Source organism: Polymorphobacter sp. (assembly GCF_051860865.1).
Lineage (GTDB): Bacteria > Pseudomonadota > Alphaproteobacteria > Sphingomonadales > Sphingomonadaceae > Sandarakinorhabdus.
Window position 1 is genome coordinate 1 of the sequence record NZ_JBIMKZ010000024.1, and the last position, 21,814, is coordinate 21,814.

Annotated in this window: 10 protein-coding genes, 2 tRNA genes and 1 pseudogene; 5 read left to right on the top strand and 8 right to left on the bottom strand. The window is 65.9% G+C overall.

Annotated elements, in window-relative coordinates; genetic code table 11:
- Positions 1–35 precede the first annotated feature (35 nt).
- A tRNA-Met gene (locus ACTIFJ_RS06335) sits at positions 36–112 on the top strand.
- A gap of 354 nt (positions 113–466) precedes the next feature.
- Here ACTIFJ_RS06335 and ACTIFJ_RS06340 read toward each other — a convergent pair.
- The 4 genes from ACTIFJ_RS06340 to ACTIFJ_RS06355 form a co-directional block, all read right to left on the bottom strand.
- On the bottom strand, positions 467–8,620 hold the full coding sequence (locus ACTIFJ_RS06340) for a GH36-type glycosyl hydrolase domain-containing protein (protein ID WP_439533254.1): 8,154 nt from the start codon (positions 8,618–8,620) through the stop codon (positions 467–469).
- A 170-nt stretch (positions 8,621–8,790) separates the two neighbouring features.
- Positions 8,791–9,471 (bottom strand): hypothetical protein, encoded by a 681-nt coding sequence (locus ACTIFJ_RS06345; RefSeq protein WP_439533255.1) that lies wholly within the window; start codon positions 9,469–9,471, stop codon positions 8,791–8,793.
- A gap of 4 nt (positions 9,472–9,475) precedes the next feature.
- Positions 9,476–10,804, bottom strand: coding sequence for an MFS transporter (locus ACTIFJ_RS06350; RefSeq protein WP_439533256.1), 1,329 nt, complete (start codon positions 10,802–10,804; stop codon positions 9,476–9,478).
- Positions 10,805–10,883: 79 nt separating this feature from the next.
- Positions 10,884–11,450 carry a TlpA disulfide reductase family protein gene (locus ACTIFJ_RS06355; protein WP_439533257.1) on the bottom strand — a complete coding sequence of 189 codons (567 nt, stop codon included), beginning with the start codon at positions 11,448–11,450 and terminating at the stop codon, positions 10,884–10,886.
- 166 nt (positions 11,451–11,616) lie between these two features.
- Here ACTIFJ_RS06355 and cysD point away from each other — a divergent pair, with 166 nt between their 5' ends.
- Both cysD and cysN read left to right on the top strand, forming a co-directional pair.
- Entirely contained in the window at positions 11,617–12,516 is a 900-nt protein-coding gene (gene cysD, locus ACTIFJ_RS06360; RefSeq protein WP_439533280.1) for a sulfate adenylyltransferase subunit CysD, read from the top strand.
- The gene (gene cysN / locus ACTIFJ_RS06365; protein ID WP_439533258.1) at positions 12,516–14,402 is read left to right on the top strand and encodes a sulfate adenylyltransferase subunit CysN; all 1,887 of its coding nucleotides are present in this window, start codon (positions 12,516–12,518) and stop codon (positions 14,400–14,402) included. The genes cysD and cysN overlap by 1 nt, the downstream gene beginning before the upstream one ends.
- 105 nt (positions 14,403–14,507) lie before the next feature.
- Here cysN and ACTIFJ_RS06370 read toward each other — a convergent pair.
- Positions 14,508–15,467: pseudogene (locus ACTIFJ_RS06370) on the bottom strand (PEPxxWA-CTERM sorting domain-containing protein); the annotation flags it as partial.
- 24 nt (positions 15,468–15,491) lie between these two features.
- Positions 15,492–15,968 carry an Lrp/AsnC family transcriptional regulator gene (locus tag ACTIFJ_RS06375; protein ID WP_439533259.1) on the bottom strand — a complete coding sequence of 159 codons (477 nt, stop codon included), beginning with the start codon at positions 15,966–15,968 and terminating at the stop codon, positions 15,492–15,494.
- 111 nt (positions 15,969–16,079) lie between these two features.
- Here ACTIFJ_RS06375 and ACTIFJ_RS06380 point away from each other — a divergent pair, with 111 nt between their 5' ends.
- Positions 16,080–18,422: a transketolase gene (locus ACTIFJ_RS06380; RefSeq protein WP_439533260.1), complete on the top strand. Its 2,343-nt coding sequence runs from the start codon at positions 16,080–16,082 to the stop codon at positions 18,420–18,422.
- Positions 18,423–18,446: 24 nt separating this feature from the next.
- Here ACTIFJ_RS06380 and ACTIFJ_RS06385 read toward each other — a convergent pair.
- Positions 18,447–18,521: transfer RNA gene (locus ACTIFJ_RS06385), tRNA-Val, on the bottom strand.
- 127 nt (positions 18,522–18,648) lie between these two features.
- On the opposite strand from ACTIFJ_RS06385, the gene ACTIFJ_RS06390 reads away from it, so the two are divergent.
- The gene (locus ACTIFJ_RS06390; protein ID WP_439533261.1) at positions 18,649–19,512 is read left to right on the top strand and encodes an N-formylglutamate amidohydrolase; all 864 of its coding nucleotides are present in this window, start codon (positions 18,649–18,651) and stop codon (positions 19,510–19,512) included.
- A 212-nt stretch (positions 19,513–19,724) separates the two neighbouring features.
- On the opposite strand, the gene ACTIFJ_RS06395 is transcribed toward ACTIFJ_RS06390, so the two are convergent.
- A complete protein-coding gene (locus ACTIFJ_RS06395) occupies positions 19,725–21,797 on the bottom strand; it encodes a TonB-dependent receptor (protein ID WP_439533262.1) in 2,073 nt (690 codons plus the stop codon).
- Positions 21,798–21,814 lie beyond the last annotated feature (17 nt).

Below are 21,814 nucleotides of genomic sequence, written 5' to 3' on the forward strand. Positions count from 1 at the left end.
ACTTTCTTGCTCTTTTGGAGGCCTAGGTCTCTCACCGCGGGGTGGAGCAGCCCGGTAGCTCGTCAGGCTCATAACCTGAAGGTCACAGGTTCAAATCCTGTCCCCGCAACCAGATCGTGATATGCAAAACCGCCTCAGGTCATCCTGGGGCGGTTTTTCTATGTCTGCCTTCCAGCGGGCAGCAGGCAGATGTGCTGCAAATTTTGCTTCGAACCGACGTAGCGTGGTCATCTCAGCTGGCGCTTCCGGACCGTGGCCGGTCACAATGGCTGGCCCCGATGGAACTTTCCGTTGGTGCGTCGGTGTGACCAGCGCACTGCCTGTCTGACGGCCATGTGGGCGCCTCAGCACGGCTGACATTGGTGTCACCGGCGCCGATGGACGCCGATGCAGGACCAGGACCACCGCTGCAGTCAGGCGCCGAGAGATCGGTGGCCGCCGTATGCTGCGTGCGTGGACTGGCGTTTCAGATCGACAGACGGATCCTATGGCTGCCGGGATGTGCGACCCACTCGACCGCGCCGCTCGCTACCGTTAGCTGTTCGCCATCGAGATCGGCGGTCGCACTGTGTTCGGCATTCGCGCGCGTGATCTCGATCCGATACTCGGCCCCGTCGGCACGCAGTGTGACCTCCGCATGCGGCCAGTCCGCCGGAAGGCGTGGTGCGATCCGGAACCGGTTGTCGTGGCGGGTAAGGCCAACAATGCCCTCAATGCCGGCCCGGAACATCCAGCCTGCAGCCCCGGTATACCAGGTCCAGCCCCCGCGCCCGGCATTGGGCGCGACCGAATATACGTCCGCTGCCACGACATAGGGCTCCACGCGGTAGTGCGCCGCGGCCTCGGCTGTGCCCGCGTGATTGATCGGATTGAGCAAGTCGAACAGTTCGACGGCGCCGTCTCCGTCGCCCATTCGCGCGGCAGCCAGGATCGTCCACATCGCCGCGTGGCTGTATTGTCCGCCGTTCTCGCGCAGACCCGGCGGGTAGCTGCGGATATAGCCTGGATCGTGCGTCGTATGGTTAAACGGCGGCGTGAACAGTTTCACCAGCCTTGTGTCATGGTCGACCAGGTGCCGGCGGACCGACGTCATGGCCTGAGCAGCACGGGCCGGATCGGCCGCCCCGCTCAGCACCGCCCAGGTCTGGGCGATCGAATCGATCTGGCATTCGTCGCTGTGCTTCGATCCCAGCCAGGTGCCATCATCGTACGTCGCGCGCCGATACCATTCGCCGTCCCAGGCGACGCTCTCGATGGCCGCGCGGACGCTTTCCGCATGCGCCCGCCAGCGCGTCGCGCGGTCCGGCTCGCGCACCTCGGCGAATGGCGCGAAGCGGTTGATTGCATGGATCAGGTGCCAGCCGAGCCATACGCTCATGCCCTGGCCGCCTTCTCCGACGCGGTTCATGCCGTCGTTCCAGTCGCCGCCACCGATCAGCGGCAGCCCAAGTGAGCCGGTAAGTTCGATCGACTGGTCGAGCGCGAGTGCGCAATGCTCGTAGAGCGACGGGGCGTCGCTGCTGGTGCCGGGCTGGAAGAAGGCGTCATGCTCGCCGGGTTCCAGGTGCCGCCCTTCGAGGAAGGGGATCGGGGTTTCGAGAATGGCCGCGTCGCCGGTCGATTCAACATAGTCTGCGACCGAAATCGCCAGCCAGCCGCGGTCGTCGGAGATCCGTGTACGCACGCCGCGCCCGCTTTCCGGCAACCACCAATGCTGGACGTCGCCCTCGCGAAACTGCCGTCCGGCGGCGCGCAGCAGATGCGGTCGAACAAGGTCGGGCCGGGGCAGCAGCAACGCGCCGCCGTCCTGCAGCTGGTCACGGAACCCATAGGCGCCACTGGCCTGGTAGAAGCCGGCACGGCCCCAGACCCGGCAGCCGAGCACCTGATAGAGCAGCCAGCCGTTGAGCATGATGTCCATCGCCCGGTCCGGCGTCCGGACCTGCACGGTGCCCAGCGTTGACTGCCAATGCGCGGTGGTGCGCTCTAGTTCAACGTCGAGATCGGCGCTCCGCCAATGGCGAATGAGCGTGCGCGCCGTCTCACGGTCGACCGCCTGGCCGATCACCCACACGATTTCACGAGATTCCCCCGGCGCCAGCGTCACCGTTGTCGACAGCGCCGCGCAAGGATCGAGCCCAGCGCCGCAGCCCGACGGCAGCGGCGCATCGGTGACCAGCGCTGCCGGCGCCGACAAGCTGCCCCCCCGGCCGATGAAAGCTGCCCGGTCGCAGGTCCAACTGGTCTGCCGGCCATCGAGATCGGCAAAGGCGATCCGCGAGCCCGTCTCCTGGTCGAACGGATTGCGCGCGAACAGAGCCCCGGTCTCGCTATCGTGTTCGGTCACGATATGCGCTGCTGTCTTCGACCGCGCTTGACCCAATACCCATTCGGCATAGCCGGTGACGCTCAATTCTCGCGATGTCTGCGAATGATTGCGGAGCGTCAGTCGGGCCAAACGCAACGGCGCATCGAGCGGAACATGGATGAGCAAGTCGGTCTCGATGTCATGGGCGATGGCATGAAAGCGGCTGTAGCCAAAGCCATGTCGGGTGATGCGCGAACCCGGCGCGCCGGCTGGCGCAGACGTTGGCGACCAGACATGGCCACTGTCGCGGCAACGAATGTACAGCGCATCACCCGGCGGATCAGAGACCGCATCATTCGACCAAGGCGTCAACTGGTTTTCGCGGGCATTGCCAGACCACAGGGCGCCGAGGGCATCGGCGCTCACCTGGCAGCCGAATTCGGGATTGGCGATCACATTGATCCAGGGGGCCGGCGTCGTCGTTCCGGTATCGAGGATCATCGCATATTCGCGGCCATCGGCATGAAACCCACCAAAGCCGTTCCAGAATTCGAGGCTGTCGGCCGTCGGCAGCGTGGGATCTACTGCGCGACCCGGACGGTGCGGCGGAAACATGGGGCTGATGGCCGGAACCGGGCGCTCGGCGACGGGCGCGACCGACGTCGCCACACGATGGAGCTGGCGGCGCAGCGACCCGCGCTGCGCCAGCAGTTCGACACGGGAGAGGGCGCGCAGCGTCGCCACCTGGTGAGGCTGCATCAGGTCGCTGCGAAGGGTAAAGACGCCGCCGCGCACGCCCGGCGGGGCCGGGCGGGCACGGACGACGCGCACCGCATCGTCAATCGCATTCTGCAGATCCTGGATATAGGAAGCCTTGCGCTCGTTGAGGATCACCAGATCGAACGCCAGGTAGCGGGCCTGGAGAAACTCGAAGGCGCGCAGCACATCGGTGATCAGACCGATGTCGCGGGGATCGTCGATGCGCACGATCATGATCGGCAGATCGCCCGATATGCCATGCACCCACAGCGCCGATTGCGGGCTGGCGGCCGCGGCAACGATGTCGGGCGGCGGCGCCAGCACGGCGCCGGCATTGACGATATGGCCGGCCAATACCTGGAAATCGGCGGCATCGCCGGGATCGAGCCGGAGGAACCGCCGCTCGATCTGCGCCTGGGTCCAGGCGCCGACCTGCGCCCGGTCATAGGCGCTCGGGTCCCGATGTCGGTCGATCGAATCGAGCAGTTCGGCACGCGAAGCTGCCGCGATCGTCCAGAAGGCCACGCGCACCGTCGTGCCCGGCGCCACGCTGACCGGGCAGCGGAGCACCAGCATCGGATCGAGCACCGTCCCGGCGTGACCGGCCAGCGGCGTGTCGAGCCCGCGCGGATTGGCGGCCGAGCGGCCTCGCCCGATAAAGGCGCTCCGGTCGGTTTCCCAGCTGACCGGCCCGGCGCTGCCGCCTTCCACCACGGCAAGATGCGCGACCCAGATCGACGGGTCGTCGCTGCCACGCGGCCGGCGATGGGCGATCAATATGCTGCCATCGAGCGCCTCGGTCTCGATGAACATCCGCGCAAAGGCGGGATGGGCAATATCGGTTGCCTGAAGACCGAGTGTCAGTTCGATCGCCGAGGTCAACGCCAGCGGGCGGGCGCTGCTGCCGCGATTGGTGATCGAAACCCGCCGCACCTCGGCATCGTCCTCGGGCGAAATCAGCACCTCGGTCGTCGTCGCCAGCGTGCCGTCGTTACGGTGGAATTCCGCCCGTCCTTCGAGGAAGATGGCGGTATAATCGCCGGCATGTACGCCCAGCGGTGCTTGCGTCGCCGACCAGGACAGATGCTGCTGCTCGTCGGTCACATAAATCCACGAGCCATGGCCATGGACCACCGGGTCCTCACGCCAGCGGTTGATCGACAGGCCTTTCCAGCTGCTGCGGCCCGAGCCGGCGCTGGTCAGCAACACCGAATAGCGGCCATTGGACAGCAGATGAACCGGATGCACCGGTTCGGGACGGGTACCATAGCTGCGGCTGGCGCCGGCCTCGGCCGGACGATCCGTGGCCGCCACCGTCGCTTCCTCGGCACGCGGATTGAAGGTGCCGACGCCACGCGGCGGCCGCTCGTGCAGCAGCAGCGACGTCGCCCGGATCATCGGCTCGGCATGAAAGGCCTCGCGCAGCGCGCCGCCGTCGAGCACATTGCAGATCGCCAGCAGCGCCATGCCCTGATGATGCGCCATGTAATTGCGGACGATGGCGAAGCGCTCACCGTCCGGCACCCGCGTCGGGGTAAAATCCAGCGCTTCATAAAAGCCGAAGCGGCCACGTGCACCAATGCCCTCGAGTTGGGCGAAATTCTCCAGTGCCGCCGCCGCGTCGACCATTGTCGCCAGCCCGGTCGCATAAGGCGCGATGACAAGATTTTCGGAAAGTCCGCGCTTCAGGCCCAACCCGGGCACGCCGAAATTTGTGTACTGATAGGTCATCTCGACATCGCGGGCGTTATAACCGGATTCGGAGATGCCCCAGGGCACCCCCGCCTCGCGCGCATATTCCTGCTGCCGCTCAACAACGAGCCGGTTCGACGTTTCGAGCAGGCTGCCATCGGGCGCCCGCATCAGTAACGACGGCATCAGATATTCGAACATCGATCCCGACCAGGAGATCAGCACAGAGCCATCGCCGACCGGCGTGGCGCTGCGTCCGAGCCTGAACCAGTGGCGCGCCGGCAGGTCGCCCTTGGCAATGGCGAACAGGCTGGCCATGCGCGCCTCGGACGCGAGCAGATCATAGCAGCTCTCGTCGCGCCGGTTGTCTGCTTCCGACCAGCCGATTGACAGCAGCATCCGCTCCGGATCGACCAGAAAGGCGAAGTCCATCGCCATGGCCATCGCCCGCGCCTCGGCGCCGAGCGCGGCGGCGCGGGCGGTGCTGCCATTCTCTCGCCACGTCGACACCAGATTGGCCAGCGCGATCAGATGGCCCGCGAGATTGCCGCTGTCGACCGACGACACATAGGGCGGATCGAGGACCCGCAGGTCGCGCGTGTCATACCAGTTGTAGAAATGGCCACGGTAGCGCGCCATCCGCGCCAGTGTCCTGAACGTTGCCTCCAGCCGCGCCAGCGCGTCGCCGGTCGACAGCCAGCCGCGGTTGCGCGCTGTTGCCACGACAAGCAGATACAGCCCGATGTTGGTCGGCGACGTCCGCCCTGCGACCACTGGCAACGGCTCTTCCTGCATATTGTCGGGCGGCAGGTGGTTGTGCTCGGCGGTGACATGTGCGGTGAAGAAGCTCCAGGTCTGGCGGGCAATGCTGTCCAGCTCGGCGCACTGGGCATCGGTCAGCCGCGGCGCCGTAGCAATCGGCCGGGGCCGGCTCATGCGCCAGGCCATTGCCGGCGCCGCCAGCCAGGCCGTCACGAACGGCAGCACCAGCGGCAACATGGCCGGGTTGTTCCACAGCGCCAGCCCGGCTGCGACCAATGCCAGCACCAGCGATTGCCCCATGAACCGATAAAGCTGGCCAATGCTGGGGTCGGGCGCGGCGCTGGCCGAAGCCGCCGTCGTCCATTCGAGCAGGTTGCGCCGCTGCGCCAGCCGCACCAGGGTCCGCACGATCGCATCGGCCATCCGCGTCGCCTGATCGGCGACGGTCAGCAGTTGCAATCCGATATGGCTGAATGCCGTCCGCACATCGCTGCCGATCACCCGGAGATGGGCGCGCAGCATCACGCTTCGCCGTCGCGGCGCCAGCAGCATCGAGGGCAGCGGCAGCAGCGGGGGGATGGCGATCACCACCAGCACGCCGATCGTCCAGCCAATCGCCGCCGCCAGCGGCATGAACCAGGCGCCGATCAACGCCGCCACCAGCGACGGTGCCACCAGCGAACGCCGCAGATTGTCGAGCATCTTGGCCCGGCCGTTGCCCGGCAGCCGTTCCGCCGGCTTGCGGGCGCGGCGGAAAATCCATGGCAGCAGCTGCCAGTCGCCGCGCACCCAGCGGTGCTGGCGGCGCACGGCCGCGTCGTACCGCATCGGGAAATCCTCGACGACCTCGACATCGGAGATCAACCCGGCGCGGGCGAAAGTGCCCTCGAACAGGTCATGGCTGAGCATGGCATTCTCCGGCACGCGCCCGGCCATCGATGCCATGAAGCTGTCGATTTCGTAGATGCCCTTGCCGGTGAAGGAGCCTTCGCCGAGCAGGTCCTGATACAGATCGGACGCCGCCGCCGCATAGGGGTCGATCCCTGCCGGCCCGCCGGCCAGTGCCTCGAACTGCGATTGCCCGCGCCCGACCGGCAGCGCCACAGTCACCCGCGGCTGCATGATGCCATAGCCGGCAACCACCCGCCGCAGGTTAACGTCGAAGCGCGGCCGGTTGAGCGGATGTGCCATCTTGCCGATCATCCGCTTCGCTGTGCCCAGCGGCAGCTGCGTATCGGCATCCAGCGTGATCACATAGCGCACGCCCTTAGGCACGACCGGAGAGTCGCCGTCCTTGTCGCGATATGACGTGTCGGTGGCGCCGCGCAGCAGCCGGTTCAGCTCGTGCAGCTTGCCGCGCTTGCGCTCCCAGCCCATCCAGCAGCGCTCGGCCGGGTTGTACTGTCGCCGGCGGTGCAGGAACATGAAGCGCGGCGCGCCACCCGGCGCCGGGTAGCGGGCGTTAAGGGCATCGATGGCCGCCCAGGCACTTGCCAATTGCTCCGTCTCGCCGGGAAGCGTTTCGCTATCGGCATCGGCAAAGTCGGACAGCAGCGCATAATGCACCGCGTCCTCGCGCGTCGTCAGGTGATGCACTTCCAGATTGGCGATCTCCTCGCGGACGCGCACCCCGCCGCGCAGCAGCACCGGTACCACGACCAACGTCCGCCGGTGTGGTCCCACCCCGGTATCGAGTTCGAGACCCGGCAGGATTCGCGGTGGCAGCAGCGTCGCCATTACCCGATTGACGATCGCCGTTGCCGTCTCGATCGCCACCACCAGCAGCGCGGCGAGCATCGGCAAGGCGAGTAGCAGCGGGAGCCGCTGGCCGCCCAGCGCCGTCACCGGCAGCAGCGTCAGCAGGATCGCTACCACGCTGATCAAGGCAATATAGATTTCGATGCCGCCCTGGCGGAGCTGTCGCGCCAGCCGCGTCTCGACGGGGGGCACATAGCCGATATCGTCTTCGAGGATCGACCGTCCGGCGCCGATCAGGAAATAGCCGGGGTCCTTGTCGATATCGTTTTCGCTTGCCCGATCGTGGTTCAGCGCGATCGCCCGCGCCGCCACCGCGTCCTCGGCATAATCCGATCCGCGTGACAGTTCCTCGAGCGCATTTCGGTAGAGATTGCGCGAGGCGAAATCCATCGCGGCGAAGTTGCTGCCGCTGCGGAGCACATGGTCGGCCAGGCTCAGCGCCTCGACCATCACGCCCCAGTCTGTCTCGGCCACAACCCGCATCGCAATGATGACGTTGCGGATCGAGGCGGTCGATGCGATCAGCGCCGCCTGGGCGATGGTGTCGCATTCGGCGATGCTCCGGCCACGCGCGGCGGCATGCTCCTCGAGCCAGCGCCGCGCCAGCTCGCTGCGGGTGTCGGCGTCACGCAGGCGCAGCGCCAGCTGGCTGACAAAGGCCGGGGACAGGTCGTTCTCGATCGTTGTCAGGCTGGCCAGCGCGACGGCATCGCTGTCGGCGGCAAACAGCGCGTCGGCAAAGCCATCGGCGCGCGAACGGTCATGCTCGTCGGCAATCGCCAGGTCGGCCAGCCGCCGCAGATTCTCGATCAGCACCAGCTGCAACGAGATCGCCAGCGCCCAGAGTTCGCCGATCGTCAGACCGGTAATCTGTTGATAGGCGGCGACGAAGCGCCGGAATCGCTCCTCCTCAAACAGGCTGTCGCTGTGCGCGACATAGGCCCAGGCGATGCCGAAGACGCGCGGCAGCCCGGCCAGGGGCCCGTCGGCCAGCTTGGGCAGCTGACGATAGAAATCGGGCGGCAGGTCGTCGCGGACCTTGCGGATCTGTTTCTCGACGATGTGATAATTGTCGAGCAACCATTCCGCTGCCGGCGCGATCGGCCGGTCCAGCTCCACCGCCTCGGCGGTTTCGACATAGGTTTTCGCTAGCGCTTCGGCGTTGAGATCCAACCGGATGAGCAGGTCCCGCGACCGCAGTTTGCCCCGATCGATCCGCTGCGCCTTGGCCAGCGACCGACCATGCTGATCGAGCCGGTCATTGCCGAACAGCTCGGCGCGGACCGGACCATTGTCGGTCCAGACGCGCGCCGTCAGCCGGGGCTTCGAAAAAGGCCACAATGGCTGGACAGATTTTGAGGAGGGATTTTGGTACGCCACGCCCTACGCTAGCGTGATTTTGCGGCTTGTCACCAGTAGCCGGCGCCATCAACCGTGCGATTTTTCCCCGGGGCGCCCTGGGTTGTACGGCCTCTCAACCGACGCATGGTCTGCTCAAGACTGATTGTAGATCACTCGCGCCCGATCTGGTGCTCGACCAGTTCGTAGCGGGCGCCGATCATCGGCCATTCGAGGCGCAGGAACAGCGCCTCGTCACCGTGCACCCAGAGCAGCGCCGGTTCCCAGTCGGGCTTCCAGCGCAGCGCATAGCGACGCGCCGTGAAGGTGCCGGCCTCGACGGCCAGATCCTCGGTGCCGAGATAGGCGACATCGATCGTCACTGGCATCGCATAAAGGCCCTCGTCGCCGGCCGCCGCCTGCGAATTGGCGTAGCAATTGACCGGGATATAGTCGCCCTCGTCCCCGGTCCCCCGCGCTGTGGCGATCAGCGCGTCGCCGACCAGCGGGTGCAGCCCGAGATAGGCCAGCGGCCGGTCGAGCGCGATCCGCTGGGCGATCCGCCCCGGCCCGGCAATGTCGCCGAGGCACTCCAGCCGGTCCTCGCCAAGCAGGAACAGCGTGCTGCCGACCACCGCGCCACCGCGGATGACCCGGACAAAGGCATCGACCGGCCGCGACTGTGCGTCGAGCGCGATGGTGACATCGCGGCTCAGGTCCATGTCGTCCATCTCGCAGAAGGCCCGCAGCGTCCGGCCATGGGCGTGGCGAACCATCTCGAACCATTCGCGCCCGGTTTCGCCATTGGCGTCGCGGTAGCTGATCCGTCCGCGCTGGAAATGTCCGCCCGCCACAGGCTCAGGCCGCCACCGGCCGGGGCTTCGGCACCTTGATGGCCAGCGCCGCCATGGCGACGGTGGACAGGATGATGCTGCCCGGAATCACCGCATAGGCAATCCAGATGCCGGCCTCGGCTTGCGCCGACTGGGTGGCGGCGCCGGCGGCGAAGCCGAAGCTGCCGAGCACCAGCCCGGTCAGCAGCGTGCCGCCGATCGCGAAGCCGATCTTGTCGCCGGCGCTGAACAGCCCCGCATAAAGGCCGGCGCGGCTGTCCCCGGTGGTCGCCCCCTGATGCTCGACGAGGTCCGACAGCAGCGCATAGATATTGAGGTAACAGCCCGAATTGAACAGCCCCATCGCCGCGCCGATCAGATAGGCGGCGCGCTCGTCGCCCGGCACCAGCAGCATCGGCGCGAACAGGCTGCCGGCATAACCCAGCGAGGCGATGATCAACCCGGCGCGCTTGCCAAGCCGCCGGGCGATCTGCACCCACAGTGGCTGGCTGCCCATCGCGAACACGGCGGTGATCAGCACGAAGACGCCGAGCGTCTTCAGCGGCTCGGGATAGGCGAGATTATAAGTGAAGACATAGGCGAGGCTGGCATAGGCCATGCCCGAGCCGATCAGCTGCAGCATCAGCACGAGAAACAACGTCAGCAGCGCGCCATTGCCGAGCACGGCGCGCAGCGCACTGCCGGCAGGCGGTCGGTCGCGCACCACGGTCTCGACATCGCGCGCGCCAAACCAGCTGATCACCAGCGCCAGGCTGCACACCGCCGCCATCATCATCGCCACCTGCCGATAGGCATCGAGCGTGCCGCCCATCGACTGGATCAGATACGGCGCCGCCGAATTGCCGACCAGCAGCCCCACGGCGGAAAACGCCACCCGCCAGGCCATCACCGTCGCGCTCTGCGCCGGCGTCCGACCGATTTCGGTACCGATCGCCAGATGCGGCACCGAGAACAGCGCGAACACCAGCATGTAGAAGGCCAGCACCACGCTGATATGCAGCGCCTTGGCCTCGGGCGTGCCGACGTTGGTGCCGTCGAACAGCAGGATCATCGCCACCGGCGCCAGCACCGCGCCGATCAGCAGGAAATGCCGGCGGGCAAAGCGCTGCTTCCAGCGGTCCGAGACGATACCGACCACCCCGTCGCAGAGCACCGCCCAGAACAGTTTCGGCACGAAGATCGCCACCCCGGCCATCGCGGGCGGAATGGCGAGCAGCTGGGTCATGTAGAACAGCAGCAGCAGCGAAGGCAGGTCGCGGAAGATCTGGGCGCTTACCTGCCCCACCGCCCATAGCGGGGCCTTGCGCGCCACGGTCATGTCACTCGTTCCCATGGCCACACGCTAGACCGTCAAGGCGCGTGCGACAATGCGACGCCGGATATCTTCGCCTGATGGACAGTGCGGCCCGCCGTCAGCCCGGCTCGGCCAGCAGCCGGTCGACCACGGTGTCCAGCGCGCCCTGCGCGTCCGCCGACATCGCGCCGCTGATCTTGTCGGTCCAGCCGGCATGAACATGGCGGACCCGGCCATCGCGGCCGATGATCAGCGTCGTCGGCAGGCTGGTGATCGCGCCGCGCCCGCCCAGTGCCGCCGCCACGCCCGCACGCGACGGCTTGCCGGCCAGCAGCAGCGGCCAGCCGATGCCATAGCGGCGGGCAAAGCCGTCGACCAGCGCTCCAGCCTTCGCCGGATCATCGGGATATTCGAAATGCAGGCCGATCACCGCCACGCCCTGCGGCTGGCGCCGCGCCGCCCAGGGCACCAGGAACCGCGCCTCGTCGTGGCAATTGACGCACCAGGCCCCGCCCAGCGTCACCACCACCACTTTGCCGCGATAGTCGGCAAGGGACACCGTCCGCCCCTGCCGGTCGGCCAGTGCGATATCGAGCCGCGCACCGACCAGCCCGTCGGCTGGCACCCCGGCGGCGAGCACGGGCGCGGCAAGCAGCCAGAGCGGCAAAAGGGCAGCGGTCCTCATCTGCGTCTTGTCGCCTTGTCGGCCCCCGCATGGCAAGCGTCGCGCGCCATTGAAATGTCTGCTTTCATGGCCGCAAATTCCTATGTGGTGACGCGCGCCGCCAAATCCCTATGACCGACCGCCAGTCCACCCCTAATCCAGGCGGGAGACACGGAAGGTGATGACGATGACCGGCCTTGGCCATTTGCAGCTGCTCGAGGCCGAGGCGATCCATATCATTCGCGAGACGATGGCCGAGGCCGAGCGGCCGGTGATGCTCTATTCGATCGGCAAGGACTCCGCAGTGATGCTGCACCTGGCCAAGAAGGCCTTCTACCCGGCGCCGCCGCCGTTCCCGCTGCTCCATGTCGATACCACCTGGAAGTTCCGCGCCATGTATGCGCTGCGCGAAAAGGCGGCGCGGGATGCCGGCATGGAGCTGCTGGTCTGGCAGAACCCGGAGGCCAAGGCCGCCGGCATCAACCCCTTCGATCATGGCGCCACTCACCACACCGATGTCTGGAAGACGCAAGGGTTGAAGCAGGCGCTCGATCATTATGGCTTTGATGCCGCCTTCGGCGGCGCCCGGCGCGACGAGGAAAAGAGCCGCGCGAAGGAGCGGATCTTCAGCTTCCGCGAGCCCGGCCACCGCTGGAACCCCAAGGCCCAGCGCCCCGAGCTGTGGAACCTTTACAATGCCCGCCACAATCGCGGCGAGAGCCTCCGCGTCTTCCCGATCTCCAACTGGACCGAGCTCGATGTCTGGCAATATATCCATGCCGAGAACATCGAGATCGTCGACCTCTATCTCGCCGCACCTCGCCCGGTGGTGGAATGGGGCGGCATGCTGCTGATGGTCGATGACGACCGCTTCCCGCTGAGCGGCATCGTGCCCGAGATGCGGTCGGTGCGCTTCCGCACGCTCGGCTGCTATCCGCTCACCGGCGCCGTCGAGAGCCGGGCCGGCACGCTGCCCGAGGTGATCCGCGAGACCCTGCTGTCCACGACCTCCGAACGCCAGGGCCGCGCCATCGACCATGACCAGGCCGCCAGCATGGAGAAGAAGAAGCAGGAGGGCTATTTCTGATGGACATCGTCACGCCCGAACAGGCCGCCGCCGAGCTCGATGCCTATCTCGCCGCCCAGGCTGCCAAGCCGCTGCGCCGGGTCATAACCTGCGGCTCGGTCGATGACGGCAAGTCGACGCTGATCGGCAGGCTGCTCCATGATGCCCATGCCATCTTCGACGATCAGCTGAGCACCCTGGAGGCCGACAGCAAGCGCCACGGAACCCAGGGGCAGGGGCTCGATCTTGCGCTGCTCGTCGACGGCCTTGCCGCCGAGCGCGAGCAGGGCATCACAATCGATGTCGCCTACCGCTTCTTCGCCACCGACCGTGCCCGCTTCATCCTCGCCGATTGCCCGGGCCATGAGCAATATACCCGCAACATGGCCACCGGCGCTTCTACTGCCGACGCCGCTATCGTCCTTATCGACGCGCGCAAGGGCGTGCTGACCCAGACCCGCCGCCACAGCCTGATCGCCAAGCTGCTGGGCATCAAGCAGCTGGTGCTGGCGGTCAACAAGATGGACCTGATCGATCACGATGAGGCGAAATTTCGCCAGATCGCGGCCGATTATGCGGCATTCGCGGCCGAAATCGGCCTACCCGAGGTCATTTCGATCCCCATTTCGGGCCTCACCGGCGCCAATGTCAGCAACCCCAGCCCCGATCTCGCCTGGTATGAAGGCCCGACGCTGGTCGACTGGCTCGAGAACCCCGCCGCCAAGCCCGAGGCCACCGGCAGCCTGCGCCTGCCGGTCCAATGGGTCAGCCGCCCCAATCTCGATTTCCGGGGCTTCGCCGGCACCATCGCCAGCGGCATCGCCCGTGCCGGTGATCCGGTCCGCATCCTGCCCGGCGGCCAGCAGACCCGTATCGCCCGTATTCTCGCCCCCGATGGCGAGCGCCAGCAGGCCGAAGCCGACGAGGCGGTGACGGTTACCCTCGCCGACGAGGTGGAGTGCGCGCGCGGCAGCGTCATCGTTGCCGCTGGCGACCCGCCACAGGTCGCCGACCAGTTCGAGGCGACGCTGGTCTGGATGGCCGAGGAGGCGCTGGTGCCGGGCCGCAGCTATCTGCTCAAGCTCGCCACCCAGACCGTGCCGGTCACGCTGCAGGCGCCTAAATACCAGATCAACGTCAACACCAACGAGCATCTTGCTGCCCGCACGCTGGAGCTGAACGGCATTGGCGTCATCGAGATCACCACCGCTCAGCCGATCGTCTTCGAGCCTTATGCCGACAACCGGACGCTGGGCGGCTTCATCTTGGTCGATCGGGTCAGCAACGCCACGCTGGCGGCCGGCATGATCAACTTCGCGCTCCGCCGGTCGCAGAATATCCACCGGCAGCCGCTCGAGATCAGCCGCGAGGCCCATGCATCGCTGAAGAACCAGATGCCGGCAGTGCTCTGGCTCACCGGCCTGTCGGGCGCCGGCAAGTCGACCATCGCCAATCTGGTCGAGAAGAAGCTGCACAGGATGAACCGCCACACCTTCCTTCTTGATGGCGACAATGTCCGCCACGGCCTCAACAAGGATCTCGGTTTCACCGAAACCGATCGCATCGAGAACATCCGCCGCGTCGGCGAGGTATCGCGGCTGATGACCGATGCCGGCCTCATCGTCATCACCGCCTTCATCTCGCCGTTCCGCGCCGAGCGGGACATGGTCCGCGCCATGATGGCCCCGGGCGAGTTCATCGAGGTCCATATCGACACCCCCCTCGCCGAAGCCGAGAAGCGCGACGTCAAGGGTCTCTACAAAAAGGCCCGGTCAGGTCAGCTCAAGAACTTCACCGGCATCGACAGCCCCTATGAGCCACCCCTGACCCCCGAAATCCGTATCGACACGACGATGATGAGCGCCGAAGCGGCGGCAGAGCTGATCGTGGAGATATTGCTGGGCTAGACCGCCTTGCCGGGCGGTGGCAAAACCGCCCGGCAGGCTTTCGACAACATGGTTCGCGAACCGGGCGGTTGGATCAAGCGAAGCGAAGTTGGGCAGCTTGCGTTTACGGCGCGCTGTGAAGCCAACGATGCCGAAGCCGAGAATCATCATAGCCCAGCTCGATGGTTCCGGAACAGCGGCGGCTGACGCTTCGAGGGTCAGGAAAGCGGCTGGCGCCAATGCAGCTTGTGGGCCGAAGATGGCGAACAACTGCTCGTTGGCAAACGGACCACTGATGGACTGAAGAGAACCGCCGATCACAAACCTCGCGTCACCCGGGTTCTCCGCCGCGGCGTTCAATCCGGCAATCGCCGACTGCGACAGCGTAACCGAGAACTGCTGTATTGGTCCGCTGCCAATGACGGCGGCGCCGTAGCTGTTGCCGTTGCCAAGGTCCGTGAAAATGCCGACGTTATTCTGTGAGTTGCTGATCAATGCATCGATACTGCCGGTGTAATCGAACAGACCCAAAGTTTCGCTGGTACTCGACGTGTTGTTTCCATTGCCACCATAAAAGGTCAGCGTCGCCGACGTTATAGTCTGGGAGCCAAAGCCTGTCACATCAAATGCCAGCCAATTATGATAGACGGCGCCGCTGAGGTTGCTGGATCCAACATTGATATTGTTAACACCCGCAGTGAAACCGGTGTTCGTATACCAGCCACTATCAAAATTTGCTATAGTTGCAGCACTCGCAGCATTAATGCCTGATCCGGAAATAATAAGTGCGCAGCCTAATGCTACACACACTTTGATAATGCGCATCTTTATGCTCCATGCTCGACCGATACTGGCAGTATCTTTATCTTTCAAATGCGTCATATCTGTTACAATACGTAATAAGTATTTATACTGATGATATTTGAATGAAATTTGGCAATGATTGCGATTAATACTTAAAATACACAATTCAGATCTTCTGTGTTGAGCGTCGTACGGAGCAGCATGGTGGAACAGGTTTTGCCGCGAGGGGTTGCTGAACCGTCTGCGACGACTGCGGCCATGCCCTGACCACACGATGGTCATCCAAGCGACTTCTCGACGCGTGTCTTATTCAGCCACCGGCAGCGCCGTACGCGTCACCACCGGCCGCAGCGCAAAGCTGGTCGTGACCTGACCGACTCCGGGGATGCGGGTGAGCTTCTGGCGGAGGAAATCCTCGAAGGCGCCGAGCGAGCCGACGAGGACGCGGAGCTGATAGTCGGCTTCACCTGTCATCAGATAGCATTCCATCACCTCGGGGAACGCGGTGACGGCGGTTTCGAAGGCTTCAAGCACCCGGTCCTGCTGGCGATCGAGGCGGACGCGGACAAAGGCCGTAACCGACAAGCCGAGCGCCTGAGCGTCGAGCAGCGCGACATAGCCGGTGATCAGGCCGTCGGCCTCCAGCCGGCGGATGCGGCGCAGGCACGGGCTTGGGGAGAGGCCGATGGCGTCCGCCACGTCCTGGTTGGTGGCGCGGCCATCCCGCTGCAGCAGGTCAAGGATGGCGCGGTCAAAGCTGTCTAGGGGCTGGCTATTGCTCATATCGGACCATCATAAGCAGAATGTGCCAATATACTGCGCCGCGTCGATCAAACTCGCAAGGACATGCGCGAACCGCCAGCGCTATTCTTGCGCTTTGGGATGGGGAAGACGATGGCAGTCCAGGCTCTCGATGCGCGGTCCGAACTTGTCGATAACCTCGATGCGCTCGACACCAGGCTGCGCTGGCTGTCGTCCTGGACCATCCACAACGCCAATCATTTGCGGGACAGCCGCGACGGGCTGAAGGTGGGCGGCCACCAGGCCAGCTGCGCTTCGATTACTGCGATCATGGCGGCGCTTTATTTCCACGCGCTGCGCCCGCAGGACCGGGTGGCGGTGAAGCCCCATGCCGGCCCGGTGCTCCATGCCATCCATTATCTGCTCGGTAACCAGAGCCTCGACAAGCTCCAGCAGTTCCGCGGTCTCGGCGGCGCCCAGAGCTATCCGAGCCGGACCAAGGACACGATTCCGGTCGATTTCTCCACCGGCTCGGTCGGCCTCGGCGTCGCGGTGACGGCGTTCGCCAGCTTGATGCAGGACTATCTGATCGCGCACGGCCAGATCGCCGAACAGGACGCAGGCCGGATGATTGCGCTGATGGGCGATGCCGAGCTGGACGAGGGCAATATCTACGAATGCCTGATCGAGGGCTACAAGCACGACCTGCGCAACTGCTGGTGGATCATCGACTATAACCGTCAGTCGCTCGACAGCACGACCGCGGACCGCATGTTCCGTCGCTTCGACGACATCTTCGAGACCTGTGGCTGGCGCGTTATCACGCTGCGCCACGGCAAGCGGCTGGAGGCGGCCTTCCGCCAGCCCGGAGGCCAGGCGCTGGCCGACTGGATCGAGAGCTGCCCCAATGCCGAATATGCGGCGCTGACCTTTCAGGGCGGCGCCGCCTGGCGGGCGCGGCTCAACACCGACCTTGCCGGTTCGCCCGAGACGCTGAAGCTGGTCGCCGGCCATGATGACGAGGCGCTGGCCCGGTTGATGACCAACCTCGGCGGCCATTGCACCGAGACTTTGGTCGAGGCCTTCGACCGCGCCGCCGCCGATGACCGGCCGACCGTGTTCATCGCCTATACGATCAAGGGCCAGGGGCTGCCCTTTGCCGGCCACAAGGACAATCACGCCGGCCTGATGAACCCCGGCCAGATCGAGGCGCTACGTGACAGCCTGGGCATCGCGCCGGGCGACGAATGGCAGCCGTTCGCCGGGCTGGGCGACAATCAGGCGGCGCGGCTGAAGGCCTTTGTCGAGGCGAGCCCGCTCACCCGCCGCGCACCGGAGCCCCGTGCCGCCGCGGTGCCGGTGCCCGCGCTGCCGGCGCCGGAGGGCGACGAGCAGGCGACCCAGCAGGCGTTCGGCCGCATCCTCCTCGATCTCGCCAAGACCGGCCATCCGCTCGCCGACCGGATCGTTACCACCTCGCCCGATGTCACCGTGTCGACCAACCTCGGCGGTTTCGTCAACCAACGCGGACTGTTCCGTAAGCAGGAGCTGCGGGACGTCTTTGCCGGCGCCCGCATTCCCTCGCCGCAGAAGTGGCGCGGCCATGCGGCGGGCCAGCACATCGAGCTGGGCATCGCCGAGAACAACCTGTTCCTGCTGCTCGCCGCCGCCGGCCTCACCGGCCCGGTGTTTGGCACCCGGCTGATCCCGATCGGCACCGTCTATGACCCGTTCATTTCGCGCGGGCTCGATGCGCTCAACTATGCCTGTTACCAGGATGCCCGCTTCCTGCTCGTCGCCACGCCGTCCGGGCTGACGCTGGGGCCGGAAGGGGGCGCCCACCAGTCGATCAACACCCCGCTGATCGGCATGGGTCAGCCCGGCCTCACCGCCTTCGAGCCGGCGTTCGTCGACGAACTGGCGGCGATCATGGAATGGAGCTTCGGGCACCTCCAGGCCGAAGACGGCGGCTCGGTCTATCTGCGGCTGACGACGCGCAGCATCGCCCAGCCCTGGCGCGACAACGACGACTGGAAGGCCGACATGCTCGCCGGCGGCTATTGGCTGAAGCGGCCGGGGCCGAACGCGGCGGCGGCCATCGCTTTCTCTGGCGCCATCGCCCCCGAGGTGCTGGCTGCGGCCGAGGCGCTGGCCGAGGACATGCCGGGGCTGGGCATCCTCAATGTCACCTCGCCCGATCTGCTGCATCGCGGCTGGTCCGCCCGCCGCGCCGCGCGCTGGACCGGCAAGGCCATGGCCCGCTCGCATGTCGAGACCTTGCTGTGGGCGCTGCCGGCCAGTGCCGGGCTGGTGACGATCCTTGATGGCTCGCCGTCGGCGCTGTCATGGCTGGGTGGGGTGCGCGGCCAGAGGGTCAGCCCGCTCGGGCTCGATCGCTTCGGCCAGACCGGCGATCTGCCCGATCTCTATCGCCAGTACCGGCTGGACAGCGACGCGATCATCGAGGCCGTTGCCGAGCTGATGCTGAAGGAATGATCCGCCCGATAGGAGAGGGGAGGATGGTGGGCGCGACAGGGTTTGAACCTGTGACCCCTGCGATGTCAACACAGTGCTCTACCACTGAGCTACGCGCCCACTGCGCGGCTGATTAGTGACTGCCGGGCCCGCTGGCAAGCCATGCTGATCGATATCCTGTCTCGGAAGCGTTTTCCCTTCGTCATGGGGGTGGCGACGCCGCGCCCCCTCCCGTAACAGAGACGTCATGGACGATTCGCTCGAGCCCGGCTTCACTGCGACCGGTGACATGGACGGCAGGTGGCCATTGGTCATCGCTTCGCCGCATTCGGGCCGGTACTATCCGGCCGCCTTCCTCGCCAGTGCCCACCTGCCGCTGCCGCAGCTGCGCCGCGCCGAGGATGTGCTGGTCGACCAGCTGCTGGCCGGCATTTCGGGCGTGCCGGTGCTCTGCGCCCGCTATGGCCGGGCGTTTCTTGATCTTAATCGCGCCGCCGACGAGCTCGACCCGCGAATGTTCGAGGGCCCGCTCGGCGTGCCGGCCCGCAACAGCGACCGGGTCGAGGCCGGGCTTGGCGTGGTGCCGCGTGTCGTCGGGTTGGGGTTAGACATTTATCGCAACAAGCTGCCGGCGGCGGAGGCGGCCCGTCGGATCGCCGCGCTGCACATGCCCTGGCATGACCGGCTGGCCACCCAACTCGCCCGGGCGCGCGAACAGCATGGCTATGCTATCCTGCTCGATTGCCATTCCATGCCGCGCCCGGCCGGCATCATGCCGCCGCAGATCGTGATCGGTGACCGGCAGGGTCGCAGCGCTAGCCCGGCATTGGTGACGCTGATCGAGCGGCATTTCGCCGGTGCAGGCTGGCGGGTGGCGCGCAACAACCCCTATGCCGGCGGGTACACCACGGTCCATCATGGCCAGCCAGCGGTTGCCGTCCATTGCATCCAGATCGAGGTCGACCGCACCCTGTACATGGACAGCGGCCGGCTCGTGCCGGGGCCGGGCTTCGACCGGATGGCCCGGCATTTCCAGGCGCTGGTGCAGGTGATTCTTGCCGCCGCGCCGCTGCTCGGCCTTGGCTCGCCATTCAGCGAGGCGGCCGAATAGAAAGCCGCGCCATGATGTTATGGTCTGATCGACAGTGCATCAAAAAAGAGCCGCTCCGTACGAAGTACGGAGCGGCCAGGGTTCGGGGGAAATTGGCCGGTCGCCCGGCCAGTTTCATACCGGCGACAGGGGGTCAGCGCCGGTACTCCTTGTAGATAAGCTAGTTGGTCCAGCTTTCAATACCAAAAACAACAAAAACCGTCGTGATCACCTCAGAAACTCACGCGTGCTGTTACGCGCACATCGCGGCCGAGCAACGGGGCCTCGTTCTTCAGGAAGCTCGAGTGCCTACGCGCTTCCACATCGAAAATATTGTTTGCGCTCAACATGATGATGGTGCCGTTCGTCGGTCCCAGCGGCCGCCAGTTGATCGATGCATTGACCATCGTCCATGCCGGAGTCTCGGTCTCGAAGCTGACGATACGGGTTTGCCGGGTCACATGTTCCACTTCGATGCGACCGCCAATTGTGCCACCACTGGCCTCCAGCCCGCCCAACAGGCGCAGCGGCGGGATGCGCGGCACCCGGCCAGCGCCGCCAAGAATGTCGGCACGGGTAAAATCGGCCAAGCCTGTCACCTCGATTCGCGTCGAGTCGAGCCGCGCCAGGGTGATTCCCGCGTCGACCTCGCCGCCCCAGAAGCGGGCGCCGTCCTGGCGATAGGCAAACACCTGCAGGCCGTCCTCGGTTTCGCCGGTGGGGGAGAGGTAGATGAAGTCCCGGAAGCGGGTGAAGAAGGCCGAGGCCTCGAACCGCCAGCCATCTCCGCGTCCTCGCAGGACGGCCTCCAGCCCGTTGGAAATTTCCTTGCCAAAGCTGGTGTCGCCGACCTCGAAGGCCCGCGTCGCCGCATGGCCGCCATTGGCGAACAGCTCTTCCGCCGACGGCGCCCGCTCGGCATGGGTGCCGGACAGGCCGAAGCGGAAGGCATCGCCGATCGGCACGGACACGCCGAGTGATCCGGAAAAGCTGTTGAAGCGCCGGCGGACCTGGAGTGGATCGGATTCGATGGCGCTGTTCTCCCAGCGCCCGCCGACGTCAAGGCGGGCGGCGCCAAGATCGAATTCCTGCAGCGTGAATAGCGCCAGCTGGGTGGTCTGGTTGCGCGGGATATAGGCTTCCTCGCCGATCGCTTCGAACCGCCGCGAGAAGATCTGGGCGCCGCTGGCCCCCTTCCAGCCACCGCGCTCGCGCTGGACAAGCTCCAGCCGCCCTTCGAACGACTGGTTGAAAAAGCTGGTACCGATCTCGCCGGTGTTCTCGATCTCGTCATGGCGATAATCGGCATAGCCGAAGCGGAACTTCAGCGCCTCGAAGGCGCCGTCCATCGGCACCAGGGCCCGCGCATCGACGCGCGTCTGGCGCATGTCCAGCCTGATGTCCTCATGACCATGACCCCCGTCGTGATCATCGTCGTGATCATCCTCCCCTTCATGGTCATGATCCTCGTCATGATCATGGTCCTCATCGAGTTCCAGCCCGTTGGGGATGCCATAGTTGGAGCGCATGTGGCTGACCGCGAAGCCCAGCTCGCCGCCATTTGCCGCCAGCCAGCTCATCCCGCCGCCGACGCTCCAGGTCCGCGCCGAGGTGTTCTCCACGCGGCCCCGCGCCTCGGCGTCCTCGGCCACGTCGCCACCGATCTCGGCGGCTTCTTCCCGCAGTTCACGTGAGAACACGTATCCGCCGGTGCGATAGTCGCCCGTCTTCAGATAGCTGCCGTCGACATGCAGGACCAGCGCCGAGCCATCGGCGCCGCGCAGCACCGGCAGGTCGACTGAACCGGCGCCGCCGCGCTCCTCGGCCGCCGAGGCGTAGAAGCCCGAAAGGTCGACATGGATCGGCTCATCAGGCACCTCGCGCGGAATCCGCCGGTCCTGCACATTGACGACACCGCCGATGGCGTTGCTGCCATAGAGCAGGGCCGCCGGGCCGCGTACCACTTCGACCCGGTCGACAAGGAACGGGTTGATCGCCACCGCATGGTCGACCGAGGTGTTGGAGACGTCGAAGCTGCCAATGCCGTCGGTCAGGACGCGGACACGCTCGGCATCCTGGCCGCGCAGGATTGGCCGCGAGGCGTTGGGGCCGAAGAAGCTCGCCGAGACGCCCGGCTGACGGGACAGCATCTCGCCGATCGTTGGCCGCGTCTCGCGGACCAGCGCTGTGCCCTCGAGCACGCTCGCCGCGGTAGTCAGCGAAAAACGCTCGCGCTGGAACGGCGCTGTCACGATGATCTCGGGGGAGATGCCGCCGTGCAGGGTTGAGCCGGCTTCTTGCGCCATCACGGAAACGGCCGTGG